This window comes from Amycolatopsis sp. 2-15 (assembly GCF_030285625.1).
In the GTDB taxonomy this organism is placed as follows: Bacteria; Actinomycetota; Actinomycetes; order Mycobacteriales; family Pseudonocardiaceae; genus Amycolatopsis; species Amycolatopsis carbonis.
This window is the reverse complement of record NZ_CP127294.1, coordinates 2,572,207-2,591,331: the sequence shown is the minus strand read 5'-3', so window position 1 is coordinate 2,591,331 and position 19,125 is coordinate 2,572,207. Positions and strand designations below refer to the sequence as shown.

Annotated in this window: 16 protein-coding genes and 1 pseudogene; 8 read left to right on the top strand and 9 right to left on the bottom strand. The window is 70.2% G+C overall.

Annotated features, from left to right (window positions below):
• Positions 1–129 precede the first annotated feature (129 nt).
• The 3 genes from QRX50_RS12615 to QRX50_RS12605 form a co-directional block, all read right to left on the bottom strand.
• Positions 130–1,389, bottom strand: a complete 1,260-nt coding sequence (locus QRX50_RS12615; RefSeq protein WP_285974439.1) for an MFS transporter — start codon at positions 1,387–1,389, stop codon at positions 130–132.
• 200 nt (positions 1,390–1,589) lie between these two features.
• Positions 1,590–2,021, bottom strand: coding sequence for a MarR family winged helix-turn-helix transcriptional regulator (locus QRX50_RS12610; protein ID WP_285972121.1), 432 nt, complete (start codon positions 2,019–2,021; stop codon positions 1,590–1,592).
• 118 nt (positions 2,022–2,139) lie between these two features.
• A complete protein-coding gene (locus QRX50_RS12605) occupies positions 2,140–3,606 on the bottom strand; it encodes an NCS2 family permease (RefSeq protein WP_285972120.1) in 1,467 nt (488 codons plus the stop codon).
• A gap of 164 nt (positions 3,607–3,770) precedes the next feature.
• On the opposite strand from QRX50_RS12605, the gene QRX50_RS12600 reads away from it, so the two are divergent.
• Positions 3,771–3,998 carry a DUF2530 domain-containing protein gene (locus tag QRX50_RS12600; RefSeq protein WP_220247183.1) on the top strand — a complete coding sequence of 76 codons (228 nt, stop codon included), beginning with the start codon at positions 3,771–3,773 and terminating at the stop codon, positions 3,996–3,998.
• Positions 3,999–4,014: 16 nt separating this feature from the next.
• Here QRX50_RS12600 and QRX50_RS12595 read toward each other — a convergent pair whose 3' ends face one another.
• Both QRX50_RS12595 and QRX50_RS12590 read right to left on the bottom strand, forming a co-directional pair.
• Complete coding sequence (locus QRX50_RS12595) at positions 4,015–6,780, bottom strand: sacsin N-terminal ATP-binding-like domain-containing protein (RefSeq protein ID WP_285974438.1); 2,766 nt, start codon at positions 6,778–6,780, stop codon at positions 4,015–4,017.
• A 50-nt stretch (positions 6,781–6,830) separates the two neighbouring features.
• Positions 6,831–8,780 (bottom strand): DUF3027 domain-containing protein, encoded by a 1,950-nt coding sequence (locus tag QRX50_RS12590; RefSeq protein WP_285972119.1) that lies wholly within the window; start codon positions 8,778–8,780, stop codon positions 6,831–6,833.
• A 50-nt stretch (positions 8,781–8,830) separates the two neighbouring features.
• On the opposite strand from QRX50_RS12590, the gene QRX50_RS12585 reads away from it, so the two are divergent.
• Genes QRX50_RS12585 through QRX50_RS12575 form a run of 3 tightly spaced genes read left to right on the top strand, consistent with a single transcriptional unit; the run spans position 8,831 to position 12,145 of the window.
• Complete coding sequence (locus QRX50_RS12585) at positions 8,831–9,628, top strand: glutaminyl-peptide cyclotransferase (RefSeq protein WP_285972118.1); 798 nt, start codon at positions 8,831–8,833, stop codon at positions 9,626–9,628.
• 38 nt (positions 9,629–9,666) lie between these two features.
• A complete protein-coding gene (locus tag QRX50_RS12580) occupies positions 9,667–11,658 on the top strand; it encodes an MFS transporter (protein WP_285972117.1) in 1,992 nt (663 codons plus the stop codon).
• A 10-nt stretch (positions 11,659–11,668) separates the two neighbouring features.
• Positions 11,669–12,145, top strand: a complete 477-nt coding sequence (locus tag QRX50_RS12575) for a DUF2771 family protein (RefSeq protein ID WP_285972116.1) — start codon at positions 11,669–11,671, stop codon at positions 12,143–12,145.
• Between the two features lie 63 nt (positions 12,146–12,208).
• Here QRX50_RS12575 and QRX50_RS12570 read toward each other — a convergent pair whose 3' ends face one another.
• A complete protein-coding gene (locus tag QRX50_RS12570) occupies positions 12,209–12,595 on the bottom strand; it encodes a cold-shock protein (RefSeq protein ID WP_220247185.1) in 387 nt (128 codons plus the stop codon).
• A 131-nt stretch (positions 12,596–12,726) separates the two neighbouring features.
• Here QRX50_RS12570 and QRX50_RS12565 point away from each other — a divergent pair, with 131 nt between their 5' ends.
• The gene (locus QRX50_RS12565; protein WP_285972115.1) at positions 12,727–12,957 is read left to right on the top strand and encodes a hypothetical protein; all 231 of its coding nucleotides are present in this window, start codon (positions 12,727–12,729) and stop codon (positions 12,955–12,957) included.
• Between the two features lie 3 nt (positions 12,958–12,960).
• Here QRX50_RS12565 and QRX50_RS12560 read toward each other — a convergent pair whose 3' ends face one another.
• The gene (locus QRX50_RS12560; protein ID WP_285972114.1) at positions 12,961–13,566 is read right to left on the bottom strand and encodes an HAD family hydrolase; all 606 of its coding nucleotides are present in this window, start codon (positions 13,564–13,566) and stop codon (positions 12,961–12,963) included.
• Positions 13,567–13,668: 102 nt separating this feature from the next.
• Between QRX50_RS12560 and QRX50_RS12555 the strand changes: the two genes are divergently transcribed.
• Positions 13,669–14,295 (top strand): TetR/AcrR family transcriptional regulator, encoded by a 627-nt coding sequence (locus QRX50_RS12555; protein ID WP_285972113.1) that lies wholly within the window; start codon positions 13,669–13,671, stop codon positions 14,293–14,295.
• A 16-nt stretch (positions 14,296–14,311) separates the two neighbouring features.
• Positions 14,312–15,279, top strand: a pseudogene (locus tag QRX50_RS12550) (R2-like ligand-binding oxidase).
• A gap of 45 nt (positions 15,280–15,324) precedes the next feature.
• Here the strand turns inward: QRX50_RS12550 and QRX50_RS12545 are convergent.
• Positions 15,325–16,401 (bottom strand): hypothetical protein, encoded by a 1,077-nt coding sequence (locus QRX50_RS12545; RefSeq protein ID WP_285972112.1) that lies wholly within the window; start codon positions 16,399–16,401, stop codon positions 15,325–15,327.
• A 118-nt stretch (positions 16,402–16,519) separates the two neighbouring features.
• Positions 16,520–18,178, bottom strand: coding sequence for an AMP-binding protein (locus QRX50_RS12540; RefSeq protein WP_285972111.1), 1,659 nt, complete (start codon positions 18,176–18,178; stop codon positions 16,520–16,522).
• Positions 18,179–18,311: 133 nt separating this feature from the next.
• Between QRX50_RS12540 and QRX50_RS12535 the strand changes: the two genes are divergently transcribed.
• Positions 18,312–19,082 carry an ESX secretion-associated protein EspG gene (locus QRX50_RS12535; protein WP_285972110.1) on the top strand — a complete coding sequence of 257 codons (771 nt, stop codon included), beginning with the start codon at positions 18,312–18,314 and terminating at the stop codon, positions 19,080–19,082.
• Positions 19,083–19,125: the final 43 nt, after the last annotated feature.

Genomic DNA, 19,125 nt, shown 5'->3' with positions numbered 1-19,125 from the left:
ACCTCAGCAGCCTCGGCAAGTCCCCTCTTGCGGAGACCCACCTCTCACTCGTCCGGGTGACCCTTGAAAAGCCTCTGAAATGCCTGAAGGGCACCTCGGCGAACCGAGGTGCCCTTCAGGACGAGCAGGTCAGACGCGTTCGCGCTTGAGCACCCGCAGGCCGTTGCCGAACCGGCGCACGGGCAGCGAGACGCCGCCGCGCCGGATCAGCACCACCGCGCACACCACGGCGGCGATCAGCGAGATCGCGCCGCCGATGTAGAACGGCGAGCGGCCGCCGAACGCGTCGGCCATCCAGCCGGTCATCGGACCGCCGATGGGGTTGCCACCGATGAGGACCAGCACGTAGATGCCCATCACGCGGCCGCGCATCTCGGGTGTGACGGACGTCTGCACCAGCGCGTTGGCCGTGTTCAGGAACGTGATGGTGGCGAAGCCGAGCGGGATGAGGCCGAGGCCGAAGGCCAGGTACGTCGGCATGAACGCCGTGATGAACTCGAACAGCCCGAGCCCGGCGGCGGCGATCAGCATCGTCCGCACCCGCGGCCGGCTCTTGATCCCGCGGCGCGCGGACAACAGCGCGCCTACGAAGGTCCCCACGGCGACGAGCGTGGACAACAGGCCGTAACCGTCGGCCTGGGTGTGGAAGACGTTGGCGGCGACGATCGGCAGCGACGTGAAGTAGGTGATGCCGAACGTGCTGACGAAGAACATCAGCACCATCACCGTGACCAGGTCGGAGCGGTGGCGCACGTAGCGCAGGCCCTCCATAAGCTGGCCTTTCGCGCGCGGGATCGCGGGGCCGCGGAAGAGCTTGGCCGGGTTCATCAGCGCGAGCCCGGTGACCACCGCGATGGTGCTCACCGCGTTGGCGATGAACAGCCAACCGGTGCCGACCCAGGTGATCGCGAACCCGGCGATGGCCGGGCCGACGATGCGGGCCAGGTTGAAGATGGAGGAGTTGAGCGCGACGGCGTTGGCGATCTGGTCGCGGCCCACCATCTCGGCGACGAACGACTGGCGTGTCGGCACCTCGATGGCGGAGGTGATGCCGAGCATCATGCACAGCAGGTACACGTGCCAGATCTGCACAACGCCGGTCAGGTTCAGCACGCCGAGCAGCGTGGCCTGCAGGCAGTTGATGCTCTGGATGAGGATCAGCATCCGCCGCTTGTCGACGCGGTCGGCGAGCACGCCGGCCCACAGCGAAAGCAGCAGCGTGGGCGTGAACTGGAACGCGACGGCGATGCCGAGCGCCACCGGGTTGTTGCCCGAGAGCTGGAACACCAGCCAGTCCTGGGCGATGCGCTGCATCCAGGTGCCGACGTTCGAGATGACCTGGCCGCTGAAGAACAGCCGGTAGTTGCGCACGCGCAGCGAGGCGAACATGCCCTTGCCACGCTGGGGCTCCGCGGGTCTCACGGGTTCTTCGGGCACGCGATCGGCGCCGTCGGGCAGGCTCTTGACTTGGCTTTGCCTCGTACCGGGTGGTCCGGACGTGGGCGGGCTGGCCGGCTGTGGCGCCGTGTCCCGGGTAGCAACGATTTCGGTCGTACGCTCTGCTTCGCTACCCGTGGTCGCCACCGGTGTTAGTTCCCCGCCATCCTGTCGATGATCTCAGCGGCTCGGGAGAGCACTTCCAGCTCTTCCTCGCCGAGTTCGGCCAGTTGCCGATCCAGCCACGCCTCCCGGACGGAAATGGCCTTCTTCACGTAGGTCATACCGCTGTCGGACAGCTCGACTATGGCCTGCCGGCCATCCGTCGGGTGCGGGCGCCGCTCGACGAACCCCATCTCCTCGAGCGCGGCGATGACCCTCGTCATCGAGGGCGGCTGGACGCCTTCCTTCGCGGCCAGCTGACCGGGCGTCAGCGGGCCACACTTGTGCAAGGTGGACAGCGCCGCGGTCTGCGTCAACGTCACGTCGTCACCCACGCGCTGTGCCCGGAGCCGGCGGTTGAGCCGGACCACCGCGAGACGCAGGCGGCTCGCGAGGGAGCGCTCATGCGTGTCGCCGGACATATAGTTAGCTTACCTCACGAAAATGGCGCCGGCGGGTGAACCCCGCCACCCTCCGCGATCACGCTCAGCTCAGCGCCGACCGCTTTCGGCACCGGTCAGCGCGGCGCCGTTTCCGCGTTCAGCTCAGCGCGGCCTGGATCGGGCCCACCGCGAAGTACGCCACGAACGCCACCGCGATCACCCACATCAGCGGGTGGACCTGGCGGGCCTTGCCGGTGGCGGCGCGGATGACGACGTAGCTCACGAAGCCCGCGCCGATGCCGTTGGCGATGGAGTAGGTGAACGGCATGACGACGATCGTGAGGAAGGCCGGCAGCGCGATCGAGAAGTCCGTGAAGTCGATTTCGCGGACCTGCCCCATCATGAGCGCGCCCACGACCACCAGCGCCGGCGCGGCGGCTTCGACGGGCACGACCTGATACAGCGGCGTCAGGAACATGGCGGCCAGGAAGAGCACGCCGGTGACGACGTTGGCGAGGCCCGTGCGCGCGCCCTCCGCGATGCCGGACGCGGACTCGACGAAGACGGTGTTGGAGCTGGCCGAGCCGAAGCCACCGGCCGCGCCGGCGAGGCCCTCCACGAACAGGGCGCGCCCGACGTTCGGCAGCTGGCCGTCCTTGCCGATGAGGCCGGCTTCCTTGCCGAGGCCGGTCATGGTGCCCATGGCGTCGAAGAAGTCGGCGAGCACGAGCGTGAACACGAGCAGGACGACGGTGATGATCGGCAGCCGCGTCCAGGCGCCGAAGGACACGTCGCCGACGAGCGACAGGTCCGGGATGCCGAAGACGTTCGACGGCAACGCCGGGTAACCGAGGTTCCAGCCGAGCGGGTTGGTGCCGTTCGACGGCCCGGCCTTCACGATCGCCTCGACGATGATGGCCAGCACGGTCGAGCCCAGCACGCCGATGAGGATCGCGCCCTTGACCTTCTTCGCCACGAGAACCGCGGTGAGCAGGAGGCCGACCACGAACACGGCCGTCGGCCAGGAGGCGACCGAGCCGTTGATACCGAGGCCGACCGGGACGGTGGTGTGCGCGGCGTCGGGCAGGCGGCGCACGAAGCCGGCGTCGACGAGGCCGATGAGGCAGATGAACAGGCCGATGCCGACCGCGATCGCCGACTTGAGCGCCGGCGGCACCGCGCGGAACACGGCCGTGCGGAAACCGGTGAGCACCAGCAGGACGATGATCACGCCCTCGATCACCACCAGGCCCATCGCCTCGGGCCAGGTCATCTGGGGTGCGAGCGTGACGGCGAGCAGGCTGTTGAGGCCCAGACCGGTGGCAATGGCGAACGGGTAGTTGGCGACCAGGCCCATCAGGATCGTCATCACGCCGGCGACCAGCGCCGTCACCGCAGCCACGGCCGGGACCGGCAGGATGTGGCCGAGCACGTCGGCGTGCGCCGAGGGGGTGCCCGCGGCGAAGCTGCCGATGATGAGCGGGTTGAGCACCACGATGTAGGCCATGGTCACGAAAGTGACGACGCCGCCGCGGATCTCCCGACCGGCCGTGGAGCCGCGTTCGGTGATCTTGAAGAAGCGGTCCAGAGTGGACACGGTCTCCCGCTCGCGCTGATCCGTCATGCCCTGCCCCTGTCTTGCGTGCTGCTGTGCTGCCTTGATGCCGTGGTCAGTCTTCTCATGTTCGGCGGCGTCCTGCCAGGTCCTGCGTCGCCGTGTGTCCGAACGTCCGGGGTAGCCTTCACCACGTGGATGAACCGATCAATCCCGCGGAGGTTACGGGCTCGTTGCGGCACACGCCGGACCTGCCCAAGCGCCTGACCGACCTGACCCCGGTGGTGATCGTAGGTACCTCGCTGTGGGCCGTCGCGCTGGTGGTGCTCTTTTTCGTCGCCGACGGCGTGTGGGTGTGGACGGCGTTCGCCGGGATCGTCCTGGGGTTCATCGGCTTCGGCATCATCTTCTGGCAGCGCGCGGCGGCTCGGCGGGGGTCGAAGTCGGCCCAGCGTCTCTAGTCGTCTCCGGTTGTCGCTAGTTCAGGAACGTGTGCGGCGCCGGGTCGTCGAGCAGTGCGGTGATGCGGTAGCGCTCGGTCCAGTGGTCGGTGGCCCAGGCGAACGCGCGGGCCAGACCTTCTGACGTGTCGGCGGCGTGGAGGCGGTTGTCCTCGTCCGACCACCACGGGACGTCGGCGGTGGTGCCGTCGACGGTCACGGTGAGCACGTCGTGCAGCAGCGGGCCGCTCTCGGGCACGGTGAGGCCGAGCTGGTCGGCGACGAGGCGGATCGCGGGCAGGTCGGCCCAGGCGACGTACTCGCCGGTGCTGGTCACCTCGCCGGCCAGAGCGCCGGCGAGGGGCACGTCGAGCAGTTCGGCGAGGCGTTCGGGGTCTTCGGGGGCGGCGATGATCTTCGTCGCCGGCAGCGCCGAAGCCGGCCACGGGACGTCGAGGACCACGGCCTTGTCGGCGTCGGCCACGCTCGCGTCGGCCGCGCGGACGCGGGCCGGGGCGTCGAGGTCGTCGACGTCCACGGGCGAGAGCACGAGCGCGCGGTGAGCGCGCGCGGCTAGGCCGGGGGTGAGCGTGCGGGCGGGGTCCCCGAGGCGGTCGAGCAGGTCGGTGACGTCTTCGGCCGTCGCGAGGTCGAGCGTGGTCCGGACGCCGGCGGCCTGGAGCAGTTCGGCGGTGAGCCCGAGGTCGGGCACCTCGTCGTAGAGGCCGGCGAGGTCGGCCGCGGCGGGCAGGCGCCAGGAGCCGGGCGCTTCGCCGGCCAGCAGGGCGTAGCGGGCGAGCCACCAGCCCGCGTGGCCCTCGGGTGCGTGCAGCGCCTGCCACGTCTCGGGGCGCGCGGCGATGAGGCGCAGCGCGGCGGGCCACGCGTCGTCGGCGACGAGGTCGAGGTCCCGGATCGCCAGGACAGTGGTGGGCTCGGCCGAGTCCCACCACGCGTCTTCGTCCGGCAGGCCGTGATCGGGCTCGTGCGGCTCCTCGTCGCGGACGACGGCGAACGAGTCAAGCACGCCGACCGCTTCGAGTGTCGACTGTGGCCAGTCGTCGGCGAACTCCTCGTCGAGAACGGAAAGCGCACCGTCCTCTTCGAACACTTCGGGGTCGAACACGTCCATCAGCGGCGAGGTCGGCAGCACGAGCTCGTCGGCGCGACGCCAGCCGTCTTCGGACGGGAGGGCGAGCGCACCCGCCCACTCCGGCGCGTCGTCACCGCACTCCGCGATCAGCCTCAGCACGGCGCCCGCGAGGTTCATCCCGTCCAAACCGGACCGGACGTCTTCCACGCTGCGTTCCACGGCGTACTGCACCTGCTCGGCTTCGAGCAGCTGGCGGGCGTCGGCGTGCCTGGCGCCCAAGCGTTCCAGCAACGGGTGCGCCGCCGCGGGGTGCACCAGGCGCAGCCCCGGAACGTCCACATCGGACAGAAGTTCGAGCAGCTCACTGGATCCGTCGAGCAGCAGTGTGCCGCGCGCACCGGGCAACGTTCGCCCGTCGGACAACGGCACCGGCAGCCCGTCGAGCTGCGCCGGCGACACCTCGTGCGTGTCCACGGCCACGGCGAGCGCCGCGTAAAGCCGGTGCCACCACCCGGGTTCACGGTCGATCCCGGTGAGCACCTCCAGCACGTCTTCGATGCCGATCGCCTGCGCCGACACGGGCTTCAGCGCCCGCGCCGCCCCCGCCGGCGCGGCCACCAGCCCCGGCACGAGGTCAGCCAGCAACGGCGGCAGGTCCGGCACGTCGACGTCGAGCACCTTGGCCTGCCGGCCGGACACCTCTTTGTTGTCCATGGTGGACAACCACGGCTGCGTCGCCAGCTCGGCGAACACCTGGTCCCTCAGCTGCGCGTCCACTGTGGACCGCGGGAACCCGGCCTGGGGCACCAGTGCAAACCGATGCTCCTGCGGCACGGCCTTGACGAGCCCGACGTATTTCCCGGCCGCCGCCGCGATCGCCTCATCCAGCGCCGCCCCCGGCAGCACCCTCCGCCGCGACGGCTCCAACGGCACGGGCGCGATCAACCGCGCCGGCAGCGACAACGCCTCATCCGTCGGCGTCGGCGCGTGCAACACGTCTTCGTCCAGCGGCTGCGGCACCCCGTCCGCGTCGATCGGCACGGCCCAGCCCTCGTGCGTCAGCCACCTTTGGCCCTTCCCGGGCCCGGCGATCTCAACCTGATCCGCGCCAGTGCGTGTCCAAACCCGACCGTCCACTTCGGCCTCACCCAACCACGGCAAGGCAAGCAACAGATCGGAAATCTCTTCCTGGAGGGCGTCCAGCAACGCCTTCCCACTCTCCGGCTCCCGCAGCGGCAGCCGCACCTCCGTGTCAAACCCCTCCGGCGGAGCCTCCTCCGACGGCCACGGCAGCCGCAGCACGGGCACATCCCCGTCCCGCCCGGCCGCCTCCCGCGTGCGCTCCGCGGAGAACCGCACCCCACCGCCGGTGGAAACAACCCGCGGCTCATCGGACACGGTCAACACCGCGGCAAACCCGACGCCGAACCGCCCGACCGTGCCCAGCCGCTCCTTCGCCGACGCCCGCAACGACGCCAACGACTCCACACCCCGCGTATCCAGCGGTGCCCCGGTGTTGGCGAACCTGAGTTCACCGTCCACAACAGACACCTTCACCCGGCCGGGTTCATCGGCCGCCTGCGCCGCATCCGCCGCGTTCTGCGCCAGCTCCACGAAGAGCCGATCGCGATACGCCCCGACCCTCAGGTCCCGCTCGGCGTTCGTGTCCTCCACAAACCGCGTCGGCGAGTCCCGCCACGCGCGCAACATCGCCTCACGCAGCCGCCCCGTCCCGAACGGATCCGCCCCCACGCCCTCACTCACCGGAGGCCGTCACCACTCTCAGCGCCGCGCTGCGCCTCGCCGGTCTCCACTTCTGCGGCGTGGTTCGCTTCGCCCGCTTCGGTGGCGTGGGCCGCTTCGCCAGCGTGGTTCGCTTCGCCCGCTTCGGCAACCTGGCCGACTTCAGCGACCTCGGCCGTTTCCGGCGCTTCGGAGGCTTCAGTCGCGGTGGCAGCTTCGGCACCTTCGCGCACGTCAGTGGCGTCCGCCGCGTTCGCGGCATCGGTCGCCTCGGCGGCTTCGGCAGAATCGCCGGCAGCTTCTTCGAACGACTCCGCAGCCGACTCGTCGACCGTGGTCGCTTCCGGCGCCGCGCTCTGGGCGATCTCGTCTGCCGCGGAAACCGCCGGCTCCTCGGGCACCGCAATGTCGGCGACCGCAGTGGTCTCCGCACCCGCGCCACCCTGCGCAGTCGGCTCGGCAGCAGCTTGCTCAGAAGCTCCGGCCTGCACCTCGCCGGCCGATGCCGAATCCTGCTCGGCAGCGTGATCCGCCCACAGCCCCACTGCTTCCCAGGCCGCACCTGTCGGCTTAACAGGGGTAGCGGCTTCGGGCTCCGAGGTCACGGCCGCGGTGTCGGCAGCGGCACCCGGCGCCGTCGTGACCGAAGTCGGCTCAGCGATCGAGTCGGTCGAAAGCTCTGCGGCCCGTTCCCCGGGAGCCGTCTGCGAAGTCGCATCTGCGGCAGCCGGGGTCAACCCCACCGCATCGGCGGCGGGAGCCGCCTCCGGAGTCGAGGTCGCCGCGGCTGGCTCGGTCGAGGCAGTCACCTCGGGCTGCGAGGGCGCGGCCGCAGAGTCGGCAATCGCATGAAGTGCTGGCGTCGCCGCGTCCGCCGAAGTGTCGGCAGTTGCCTCCGGTGCCGTCGCAGTCGTGGCATCGGCGGTCGGAGTCTCCGGCGTCGTGACCGTGGCAGCCGGCGCGGCAGTGTCCGAGGAAGCAGCCGAAGCAGTCTCCGCAGCGGCGTTCGTCGCAAGGGTCTCCGCAGCCGGAGTTTCGGTGACCCCAGCCGAGGCCGTCTCCTCGAGCGCGACCTCAACCGCAGCAACCTCGGCGGCGGCCTCGGGCTCCACCGTCGCCGCGGCGGAGGCCTCTTCGGCAGCCGCCGAGGAAGCCTCCGCCGTCAGTGAAGGCGAAGGCTCAGCGGAAGCAGCAGCAGGCGAAGCCTCACCATCCGACACAAAGTCGATCAACGAATCGTCATAAACCAGTTCCGCCACCGGGATCGAGGAGGTGATCTCCACCTCCACCTCGGAATGCGCTCCGCAGCCGTACTCCACGTCGACCGCGTGCCCGTCCGCGGGCGCGATGTCGTTCGTGCACACCCCGAACGCTCCGCGCAAAGACCCGGCGAGCGGCACGAAGAAGCCACAAGACCCACAAGTCGCCGGCGCGCTCCGGGCCATGTCGGAGCGCGGGCCGAACTCGCCGCCGTGCCAGCGGGTGGCGGCGTCCTGGCGGCCGTAGCGGGAGAGGACGTGGACGCGGCCCAGGCCGACGTCGTGGGCGACCTCTTCGACGGCCGGGTCGTCGGACTGCAGGTACGCGGGCGCGAGGCGCGGGTCGTCCTTGTCGGCGGGGAAGATGTCGCCCACGCCGAGGTCGCCGGCGCGTACGCGTTGCTCCCAGGGGACCCACGTGGGCGCCACGAGGGACGCCGGGCCGGGCAGGAGGGCGAGCTCGCTCACGGTCACCGGCTCGTCCAGGCCGGCGACAGCGACCGTCACGGCCCAGCGCCAGCCGCGGTAGCCGGGCACCGACGCCTCGAACAGGTGGGTCGCCGAGACGGCGTCCTCGGAGGTCACGCCGACGTGTTCGCCGACCTGCTCGGCCGGGGCGTCCGCCAGCACAGCCGCGCGCGCAAAGTCTTCCGCGTCCGCGAGCTTCCGCTGGATAGAGCCGTCGTCCAGGGTCAACAGCAACGTCATGCCCCCAATTGTGCCGCACGCATCCGCGCCGCCCGTGCCAGGCTGTTCCCGTGCGCACTCCCCCGACGCGAACCCCGTTGATCTGGCCGCTGCTGGCGGTGGCCCTGCTCGGCGGCTGCGCCGGCACGCAGGCGACACGACCGGCGCCCGAAGACCTCACCGTGCAGGTGCTGCAGACGCTGCCGCACGACACGTCGGCCTTCACCGAGGGCCTCGAGTTCGCCGGCTCGACGCTGTACGAGAGCCGCGGCCTCTCCGGCGAGTCCGCGCTCACCGCGGGCCCCGCCGGTCAGCAGCCGGCCACGCGCGTGGCGCTGCCGTCGCCGCTGTTCGCGGAGGGCATCACCATCCTCGGGCCCAAGTTGTGGCAGCTGACCTGGCAGGACGGCTTCGCCATCGAACGCGATTCGAAAACTTTGGCCGAGCTGCGCCGCGTGCCCTTCGACGGCGAGGGCTGGGGCCTGTGCCACCAGCCCAGCAGCCGACTGGTCATGAGCAACGGCACCGCACAGCTCACGTTCCGTGACCCGCAGACGTTTGCGGTCACCGGGAGCGTCGACGTCGGCGTGGACCAGCTCAACGAACTCGAGTGCGTCGGTGACACGGTGTACGCGAACGTGTGGAAAACCGGCACCATCCTGCGCATCGATGCCAAAACCGGACAGATCACCGGACGAATCGACGCGAGCAAGCTCCGCACCCCCGTCGACCCCGGAGAAGACGTGCTCAACGGCATCGCGGCCGTCCCCGGCACCGACGAATTCCTCGTCACGGGCAAGCTCTGGCCCGCGATGTACCGGGTGAAGTTCGTCCCCGCCGGCACCTCCGGGACACAGAACGGCACGTGACCGGGCGGAACGGCACCCTGATGAGGCAGGATTGACACGTGGCACTCTTCGGTTCGCACTCCGAACCCGACGGCACCTTCTCCGGGCGGTCGGGCAAGGGTCGCGGCCGGAAGTCCAAGCGCAAGTGGACGCCGGAGCCCAGCGCCGCCCAGGCCCGCTCCTGGCGCGACTCACCGCAGCCCACTCGCGCGGACCCCGCCGCGCACCCGGTCGAACCACCGACCCGGGGCGTCGCGGCGGAGCCCCCGACCCGGCAGGTCCCACCGCGCGCGAGGCCCGAGCGGCACGAAGAGCGGTACGAGCCCCGCGCCCGTCCCGAGCGCATCCCCGCCGAAGGCCGGGAGCCGCGCGCCCGAAGCCCGTTCTACGACGAGCCCCGCACCCCGACGGCCGACGAGGCCCCGACCGGCGCCGTCCCCCTTGGCCACCGCCCGCCGCCGCCCAGGGGTGCCCGGCCGTACCCGTCGCAGGACCACCGCACCGAACCCGTGCGGCCACGCCCGGAGAACCCACGGCCCGGCAGCGGCGAATACGAGCACTACGACACCGGCGGCTACGCGGGCGAGCCCCGCGTCGACCCCGACCGTGACGAAGAACTCCGCACCACGGCCGTGCCGGGCGCGGGCTCGATCCCGAAGCTGCCGAAGAAGATCACCGTCACGCGCGTCGCCGCGTTGCGCAGCCGGCAGCTGAGCGGCCAGGCCATCGGCATGTTCCAGCGCGCCACCAAGGCCGACGGCGCGGACAAGTCGGGCCTCACCTCGCTGATGTACGCGGTGATGCTCAACTACGCCAGCGACGCCGCCATGGCCATCGCGCTCGCCAACACGCTCTTCTTCGCCGCCACCAGCGGCGAGAGCAAGGGCAAAGTGGCGCTGTACCTGCTGATCACCATCGCCCCGTTCGCGCTCGTCGCGCCCGTGATCGGCCCGGCGCTGGACAAGATCCAGCGCGGCCGCCGCCTCGCGATGTGCGTGGCGTCGATCGGCCAGGGCCTCATGGCCGTGGTCATGGCGCTGCACTTCGACGACTGGCTGCTCTACCCCGCCGCGCTCGGGATGATGGTGCTGTCGAAGTCGTTCACCGTGCTCAAGGCAGCCATCACGCCCCGCGTGGTGCCGCCGGAGATCACGCTGTCGAAGACCAACGCGCGGCTCACGATCTTCGGTCTGGTGGCCGCCGGCGTGTTCGGCGGGCTGGCCAGCGGCGTCAACGCGCTCAGCGGTTCGGCCGGCGCGCTGTGGTTCACCGCATTGATCTGTGTGGCCGCGGCCGTGCAGTCGATGCGGATCCCGTCGTGGGTCGAGGTGACGGAGGGCGAGGTGCCCACGTCGCTGTCGGCGCGGCCCGAGCCGAAGCAGAAGAAGCAGCGCCAGCCGATGGGCCGCCACATCGTGGTCGCCTTGTGGGGCAACGGGTCCGTGCGCGTGCTCACCGGCTTCCTCATGATGTTCGCCGCGTTCGCGGTGAAGGCGCAGACGGAGGGCACGGGCCACAGCCCGTTCATGCAGCTGCTCCTGCTGGGCATCATCGGCGCCGCGGCCGGGGCGGGGGGCTTCGTCGGCAACGCGCTGGGCTCACGCCTGCAGTTCGGCTCGCCGGACCAGGTGATCGTGTGGTGCGTGGCCGCGTGCACGGGTGTGACGCTCATCGCCACGCTCCTGCCCGGACTCGCGACGGCCGCGGTCGTCGGCCTCGTCGGCGCCACGGCGAGCGCGCTCGCGAAGATCAGCCTCGACGCCGTGATCCAGGAAGACCTGCCGGAGCAGTCGCGTGCGTCGGCGTTCGGCCGCTCGGAAACGGTGCTGCAGCTGGCCTGGTGCTTCGGCGGCGCCGTGGGCCTGCTGCTGCCGCCAACGTATTGGATCGGCTTCCTCGTGGTCACGGTGCTGCTCGGCGTCGGCCTCACGCAGACCTACCTCGTGCAACGCGGCGGCTCGCTCTTGCCGGGACTGGGCGGAAACCGGCCACTGCGGCCCGAACCGACCGGCAGCTTCCCCGCGCAGGGCGCGTCCCGAGAGCGCCGGTAATCTTCGCACCATGCGACGTTCCCGATTGGTGGCCGTGCTCGCGGCCGGTGGTCTCGCCGTGGCCGGCTGTTCGGCGCCCCCACCGGCCGAGGTGACGTTCTACGGCGATGGGCACACGATCAACGTCGGGCCCATCGGCAACTGCGATGTGAGGACCGGCATCTGCGCCGCCAACCCCGGCGCCGCGGGCACGCTGAAGCTGCGCCCGGGCAAGTCCGTGCAGATCTCCGTGCCGAAGGAGGTCGCGGAAGGTCCGTGGAAGGTGACGGTGCAGTTCGTCAACAGCAAGGGCCAGCCGCAGCCGTTGAAGGAAGAAATCATCACCAGCGGCGACCGCTACGCCTACACCGCGACGCCGCCCACCAAGGACGACCAGATCGTGGTGGTGGAGATCGCGCAGGCCACCGTGGTCAGCCGCACGGGTGACCCCGACGACGCGGAGCCGATCACCTCGGCCCTGTGGTCGTTGCAGGTGCAGCCCGCCTGATCCCGTGCACGGGCGGTGAAGGGCACCCGTCGAGATGCCCTTCACCGATGACAGTGCGGGTCTTTAGGGGTCGATGTCCCGGGCGACCGCGCGCATGATCTCCGCGATCTGCTTGGTGTTCTTGCGATCCGGGTAGCGATTGCGCCGCAGGTCGGGCTGGACCTTCAGCTCGAGGAGCTTGATCATGTCTTCGATCAGGCCGTGCAACTCCTCGGCGGGACGCCGGCGCGCTTCGGCGACCGACGGCGGCGGGTCCAGCAGCCGGACGGAGAGCGCCTGCGGCCCGCGACGGCCGTCGGCGACGCCGAACTCCAGCCGCTGCCCGGCCTTGAGCCCCTCGACGCCCTGCGGCAGCGCGGCCTTGCGGATGTAGACGTCGGCTCCGCCGTCCTGCGTGACGAACCCGAACCCCTTCTCCGCGTCGTACCACTTGACCTTGCCGGTCGGCACTTCTCTCACCAGTCCTTCTGCTGTACTGCTCACGACGAACGCGCCCCGGGCGTACCCAGGGCGCGCGTCCGCTTAGCGTATCTCGCCACATGCCCTGGGGAGAAGCGGATACGGCCGATACCCTCAGCGCCATGGACAACGCAGCAAAGCAGACCGCGGGCAAACCGATCCTCATGCGGATCGGGATCGGCCTGTTCGCCATCGGGCTGCTCGCCGTGCTGGCTGTGTTCATCATGTTCGCCGCCGGGCTGGAGAACCTGCCGGTGTGGCTCAGCGCGGTCGCCGGCGTGGTGACGCCGCTGGGCCTGCTGCTCGGCCTGATCGCGCTGGTCCGCGAGGCGCGAGCCGGCAAACACGGCTGAGCCTCACAACGCGCGGGCGAACCACTCCGGGAACTGCGTGAGCGAGCCGAACACCACGTCGGCTCCCTCGGCGAGCAGTTCTTCCCTCGTGCACGGCCCGGTGGTCACGCCGACCGCGAGCGCACCGGCCGCGCGGGCGCCCCGCACGTCACCGAGGTGATCTCCGACATACGCCCGCGCGTCGTGCTCCTTGAGCGCCACCGCTTTCTGCGTGGACCACAGCTCACCCACCAGCTCGTCGACCTCCAGCCCCAGCGCCTCGACGTGCAGCCGCGCGTTGGGCCCGTATTTGCCGGTGACCACGAGCGTGCGCCCGCCCGCCGCGCGTACGGCCTTCAGCGCTTCCGCCGCGCCCGGCAGCGCGACCGTGCTCGGCACCACGAGGTCGGGGTACAGCGCACGAAACCGGTCCACGAGACCCGGGATCCGTTCCTCGGGCGCTTCGAAGCCGCGCAGGATGTCGTCGAGCGGCGGGCCGAGGTTGGCGGCGAAGTGCTCGCCGTCGAGCGACAGGCCCGACTCCACGCCCAGCGCGTTCATCGCCGCGACCATGCCCGGTCGCGGGTCGATCAGTGTCATGTCCAGGTCGAAGCCCACGGTGATGCCCACGTCCGCCACGGTAGCGGGGACCACCGACAGAACCGGCCTGTACATTCGATCGTGGTCAGTAAACCTTCTTGACACGACCTCGATCTGTGTCAAGCTGACGGTGTGACGAGCTTCACTGAGCGCACCAAGGCATCGCTGCGCGAAGCACTGCTCGACGCGGCCGCGGACCTGCTCCCCGACCGCGGCCACCAGGCGCTGCGCATGGCCGACGTCGCGGCGCGCGCAGGCGTGAGCAGGCAGACCGTCTACAACGAGTTCGGCAGCAAAGCGGCGCTCACGCAGGCCGTGGCGCTGCGCACGGCGGCGGAGTTCCTCGACGGCATCCGCCGCCGCTTCGAGAACGCCGACGGGCTGATCGCCGGCATCCACGGCGCCGTCGTCTACACGATCGACCACGCCCGAGAGAACCGGCTCGTCGCCGCCGCGCTCGGCACGGAGGCGGGCGAGGATTTGCTCCCGCTGCTCACCACCAAGGGCGAGCCCATCCTCACGGCCGCCGCCGACCTCGCGACCGAGCAGTACCGCACGCTGGAGCCCCGCCTGTCGCAGAAGTCCGCCGCGCTGCTGGCGGAAACCGTGGTGCGGCTGTCGCTGAGCCACCTGGTGCTGCCGACGCACTCCGCCACCGAGGCAGCCGACGCCGTCGTGGCGGTGCTTGCGCCGGCGATCGAGAACTTCCTCACGGAATCGTCCACGGACTCGTCCACAGAATCGTCCACAATGGAGTGACACGAAAGGGCCGGACATGACGGACACGCTTCCCGAGCTGCGCAGCGGGTTTTCCTCGCTGCGCAAAGGTGGGCTCAACTGGGACTCGTTCCCGTTGCGCCTGTTCGTGAAGGGCAACAAGAAGTTCTGGAACCCCGCTGACCTCGACTTCAGCCGCGAACGCGAAGGCTGGGAACGCCTACGCCGGAGCAGCAGCGCTCCACCACGTACCTCGTGGCGCAGTTCATCGCCGGCGAAGAGGCCGTGACGGAGGACATCCAGCCCTTCATGCGTGCCATGTCCTCGACCGGCCGGTTCGGCGACGAGATGTACCTGACGCAGTTCTGCTTCGAGGAGGCCAAGCACGTCGAGGTCTTCCGCCGCTGGATGGACGCCGTGGGGCTGGACCAGGACCTGCACCGGTACGTCGCCGAAAACCCCCACTACCGCAAGCTTTTCTACGAGGAGCTGCCGCAGTCGCTGCGCGCTCTGGAGGACGATCCCAGTCCCCTCAACCAGATCCGCGCGAGCGTCACGTACAACCACGTGATCGAAGGCAGCCTGGCGTTGACGGGCTACTACTCGTGGCAGCTCATCTGCACCCAGAACCAGATCCTGCCCGGCATGCAGGACCTCGTCCGCCGCATCGGCGACGACGAACGCCGCCACATGGCGTGGGGCACCTTCACCTGCCGCCGCCACGTCGCCGCCGACGACGCGATGTGGGACGCCGTGCAGCAGCGCATGGGCGAACTGCTGCCCCACGCGCTCAACATGATCCAGTGGGTGCAGGACCAGTTCGAGGAAGTCCCCTTCGACAACGACCCGGAGGAGCTCATCCAGTACGCGGCCGACCGCGCCCAGCGCCGCCTGGGCGCCATCGAGTCGGCGCGCGGGACGCCGGTGGAACAGATCGACCTGGACTACTCGCCGGAGCAGCTGGAAGAAACGTTCGGCGAGGAAGACGAGAAGGCACTGGCGGAGGCGGCGGCCGCGGCTTCCTGACGGGCGGTGGCCGTCTCCGGATAGCGCCGGGGACGGCCACCGGCGTCACCTCCAGATGACGCCGCGCCAGAAGTCGCCGTAGGACATCCCCGCGGTGAGGCCGCGCGAGTTGATCAGCAACGTCGACGCGGAAGTCGTGGCCCGGCAACGGTTCCAGCCGCGTGCGGATGCCGTCCGGCGCCCATTTCGCGCCGACGCCCTCGGCCTGGCCGGCGATCGTGCCGGCGCGGTTGATGGCGTTGGCCGTCGCGTTGCGGGTGCCGCTCGGCAGGTACGTCGGCCGGCCCGAGCGATCCCACCGTGTCGCGTAGCTGCCCCGAAGTCCGGGTCGACGAGCCCCACGACGGTGCCGTTGTCGCTGATCCCCATCGTCGCCCCGAAGCTCGGCGCCGCGGTTCCGCCCAGCGTCACGACGTGGCCTGAGGGATCCCACCGCTTGGCCACGGTGTTGCCTCCGGCCAAGGTCGACGAGCCGATGATCGCGCCACTACGGGAGATCCCGGCGACGGTGCCGTACTCGCCGTCCGGCGTGAGGTCTGTGATCCGGCCGCGCTCGTCCCAGCGCACGAGGTGGGTGTGCCCGGCCGCGTCGGCAGCGATGCCGGCGACGATGCGACCGTCGGGCGTGATCTCGCTCGCGAACGCCGAGCCGCCACCGGACAGGCCAGGCAGCTCGCGGACCCGGCCGTCGCGCTCCCACAGCAGCGCGTGCGAAGCGGTGCCGTCGTAGGAAGCGCCGACGATCCGGCCGGTGTCGCTGATCGCGCTCGCACTGCTGCTCTTGCCCGGGTCCGGCAGTCGCGCGACCGTGCCGTCGGCGGCCCAACGCGCGGCGCGCTGAACGCCTTGCGCGTCCTCGGCCCACCCGGCCACGACGTCGGCCTCGTCGATCGCGACGGCCTGGCCCGGGGCGCCCCCGAGCGTCGGCAGCGCGGTGGGCTCGCCGGTGGCGGACCACTTCATCGGGCGGTAGAGGATCCGCACGTCACGCGGGTAGGACTCGCCCACGACCGTGCCGCGGTCGTTGATCGCCTCGAGCCCGGTGTAGGTGTCGCCCGCCCGTGGCGCGAGCTCGATCGGCCCGGCCGGCGCGGTCACGGCGCCGGCCGCCGGCGTGAGCACAGTGATCGTGGCCGCGGCGACCCCGCGGCGAACGTTCTTCGGCTGACCTTCACGATGTTCCCCCTTCGTCGGTCTCGGAGGGGGAACATCGCGTGACCCTGTTGTCCGGTTGCCTGCCCTATGCGTGTTTCGCCGAAGCGGCGGCTTCCAGGCCCAGCAGCGTCACGGACTCCTCGCGCATTTCGACCTTGCGCACCTTGCCCGTCACGGTCATCGGGAACCCGTCGACGATGTGGACGTAGCGCGGGATCTTGTAGTGCGCCAGCTTGCCCTGCGAGAACTCGCGCACGGCCTCGGCGGTGAGCGGCTGCGCGCCCTCGCGCATCTGGATCCAGGCCATGAGCTCTTCGCCGTACTTGACGTCGGGAACGCCGATCACCTGCGCGTCGAGGATGTCCGGGTGCGTGTAGAGGAACTCCTCGATCTCGCGCGGGTACACGTTCTCGCCACCGCGGATCACCATGTCCTTGATGCGGCCGGTGATGTTGAGGTAGCCGGCGTCGTCCATCACAGCGAGGTCGCCGGTGTGCATCCAGCGCGCGGCGTCGATGGCCTCGGCCGTCTTGTCGGGCTGTTCCCAGTAACCGAGCATCACGGAGTACCCACGCGTGCAGAGCTCGCCGGGCACGCCGCGCGGCACGGTCAGGCCCGTCTCGGGATCGACCACTTTGGACTCGAGGTGCGGCCCGACGCGGCCGACCGTGGACACGCGGCGCTCCACCGAATCGTCCGCGCGCGTCTGCGTGGAGACCGGCGAGGTTTCCGTCATGCCGTAGCAGATCGACACTTCCGTCATGCCCATCCGGTCGATCACCTGCTTCATCACCTCGACCGGGCAAGGCGAGCCCGCCATGATCCCGGTACGCAGCGACGACAGGTCGAACTCGCCGAAGTCCGGGTGGTTCAGCTCCGCGATGAACATCGTGGGCACGCCGTACAGCGACGTGCACCGCTCCGCCTCCACGGCCTCCAGCGTCGCCCGCGGGTCGAACGCCGGCGCCGGGATCACCATGCACGCGCCGTGGCTGGTGCACGCGAGGTTGCCCATCACCATGCCGAAGCAGTGGTAGAAGGGCACGGGGATGCACACACGGTCTTCTTCGGTGTAGTTGCAGAGCTCGCCGACGAAGTAGCCGTTGTTGAGGATGTTGTGGTGGGACAGCGTGGCGCCCTTGGGGAAGCCCGTGGTGCCGGAGGTGTACTGGATGTTGATGGGGTCGTCGGCGCTCAGGTTTTTCTGGAGCTTCGCAAGGGCCTCCGGGTCGTTGCCCTCGCCCTTGGCCATGAGGTCCGTCCAGGCGTCGGTGCCCAGCAGCACCACGAACTCGAGCCCCGCGCAGTTCGGCCGGACCTGCTCCACCATCGCCGCGTAGTCCGACGTCTTGAACTTGTCCGCCGCGACGAGCATCCGCACGCCGGACTGGTTCAGCACGTACTCGAGCTCGTGCGAACGGTACGCGGGGTTGATGTTGACCAGGATGGCGCCGATCTTGGCCGTCGCGTACTGGAGCAGCGTCCACTCCGCGCGGTTCGGCGACCAGATCCCGACGCGGTCCCCCTTGCCGATCCCGGTGGCGACGAGGCCGTGCGCGAGCTGGTCCACGTCCTTTTTGAGCTCGGCATACGACCACTTCGTGCCGGCCGCGCGGTCCACCATCGCGTCGCGCTCCGGGAACGCGGCCACGGTGCGGTCGAGGTTGTCCCCGATGGTGTCACCCAGCAGGGGGACATCGGACGTCCCGGAGGCGTAACTGGGCAGGGCGGGCACGTCGGGCATGGTTGCCTCCCGGTGGGGTCTTCGACGACACCCGCGAGTCTAAGAACCCGGGGGTTCGACGACCACCCGGCCGGGCCCGCGCCTTCCGCTACGCTCGGTGCGGGTTCGTTTCACGAGGGGTTGGGGTTGGGCCGTGCCGGAGGAGTTCTCCCTGAGCTGGACCGAAGTCGACGTCGCCGTCCGCCGCAGCGGCCTGCCGGCTTCGTGGCACCCCTTCGAAATCCGCAGCCCTGGGCTGACGCTTTCTGAAAACCGACGCCTGTCGGACGCGTCTTGGGACGCGCTGCTGTCCCGCGGGCTCGCTGCCGGGGACAAGCTCGACCACGACGTTCTGGCCACCTTGCAGGCCTGGACGCGGCCCGAGGTGCTGATCATCGTGCGCGCGGCGGAGCTGCCGTCGGGGACGGTGCTTTACCGGGCCTGCATCGGTGAGGGGCTGGGGGTGTTTTCGTCGTCCTCACCTGACGGGATCCGGTTCCAGCAGACGCGGCCGGATCGCCTGGTGGAGACGGTGTTGAGCATGTTCCCGGCTTATCCGCCGCTGCCGGTTGCTCCCGTCTCTCTCACCCAGGCCCCGGCTCGGCATTCGTCCGCATCGCCGGATGATTCGGACTTTTCGGACCGGGACTTCACTTCGGCGCCTTCTCGCCGTGATCGGGATGCGTTGGGGGCGTATTCGCAGTGGCCGGTGCACCGGCACGGGACTGTGGAGCTCTCGCTGCGACCCCGGCACGGCGTCCTGCGACCGATGTCGACGGCGACCTTTGTCGATACGGATGGGGGGCGGTACGTCACGTTCTCGGAACCGCTGCGAGATGGGGGCTTCCGGCTGCGGTTCGTACCGTCCGATGGTTCTCACCTGCGAAGGTGGCTGTTCGAGACGATCGAGGAAGGGATTCGCTGAGGCGCTTTGTCGACCGGCGCCCGGGCTACCCGCACCAGCCGGG

Bases quoted from the DNA above. Each gene is read 5' to 3' on its own strand.
- QRX50_RS12605 (WP_285972120.1), bottom strand. From the start codon at position 3,606: ATGACGGATCAGCGCGAGCGGGAGACCGTGTCCACTCTGGACCGCTTC.
- QRX50_RS12615 (WP_285974439.1), bottom strand. From the start codon at position 1,389: ATGTTCGCCTCGCTGCGCGTGCGCAACTACCGGCTGTTCTTCAGCGGC.
- QRX50_RS12595 (WP_285974438.1), bottom strand. From the start codon at position 6,780: ATGTTGCGCGCGTGGCGGGACTCGCCGACGCGGTTTGTGGAGGACACG.
- QRX50_RS12540 (WP_285972111.1), bottom strand. From the start codon at position 18,178: ATGCCCGACGTGCCCGCCCTGCCCAGTTACGCCTCCGGGACGTCCGAT.
- QRX50_RS12590 (WP_285972119.1), bottom strand. From the start codon at position 8,780: ATGACGTTGCTGTTGACCCTGGACGACGGCTCTATCCAGCGGAAGCTC.
- QRX50_RS12565 (WP_285972115.1), top strand. From the start codon at position 12,727: ATGGACAACGCAGCAAAGCAGACCGCGGGCAAACCGATCCTCATGCGG.
- QRX50_RS12575 (WP_285972116.1), top strand. From the start codon at position 11,669: ATGCGACGTTCCCGATTGGTGGCCGTGCTCGCGGCCGGTGGTCTCGCC.
- QRX50_RS12610 (WP_285972121.1), bottom strand. From the start codon at position 2,021: ATGTCCGGCGACACGCATGAGCGCTCCCTCGCGAGCCGCCTGCGTCTC.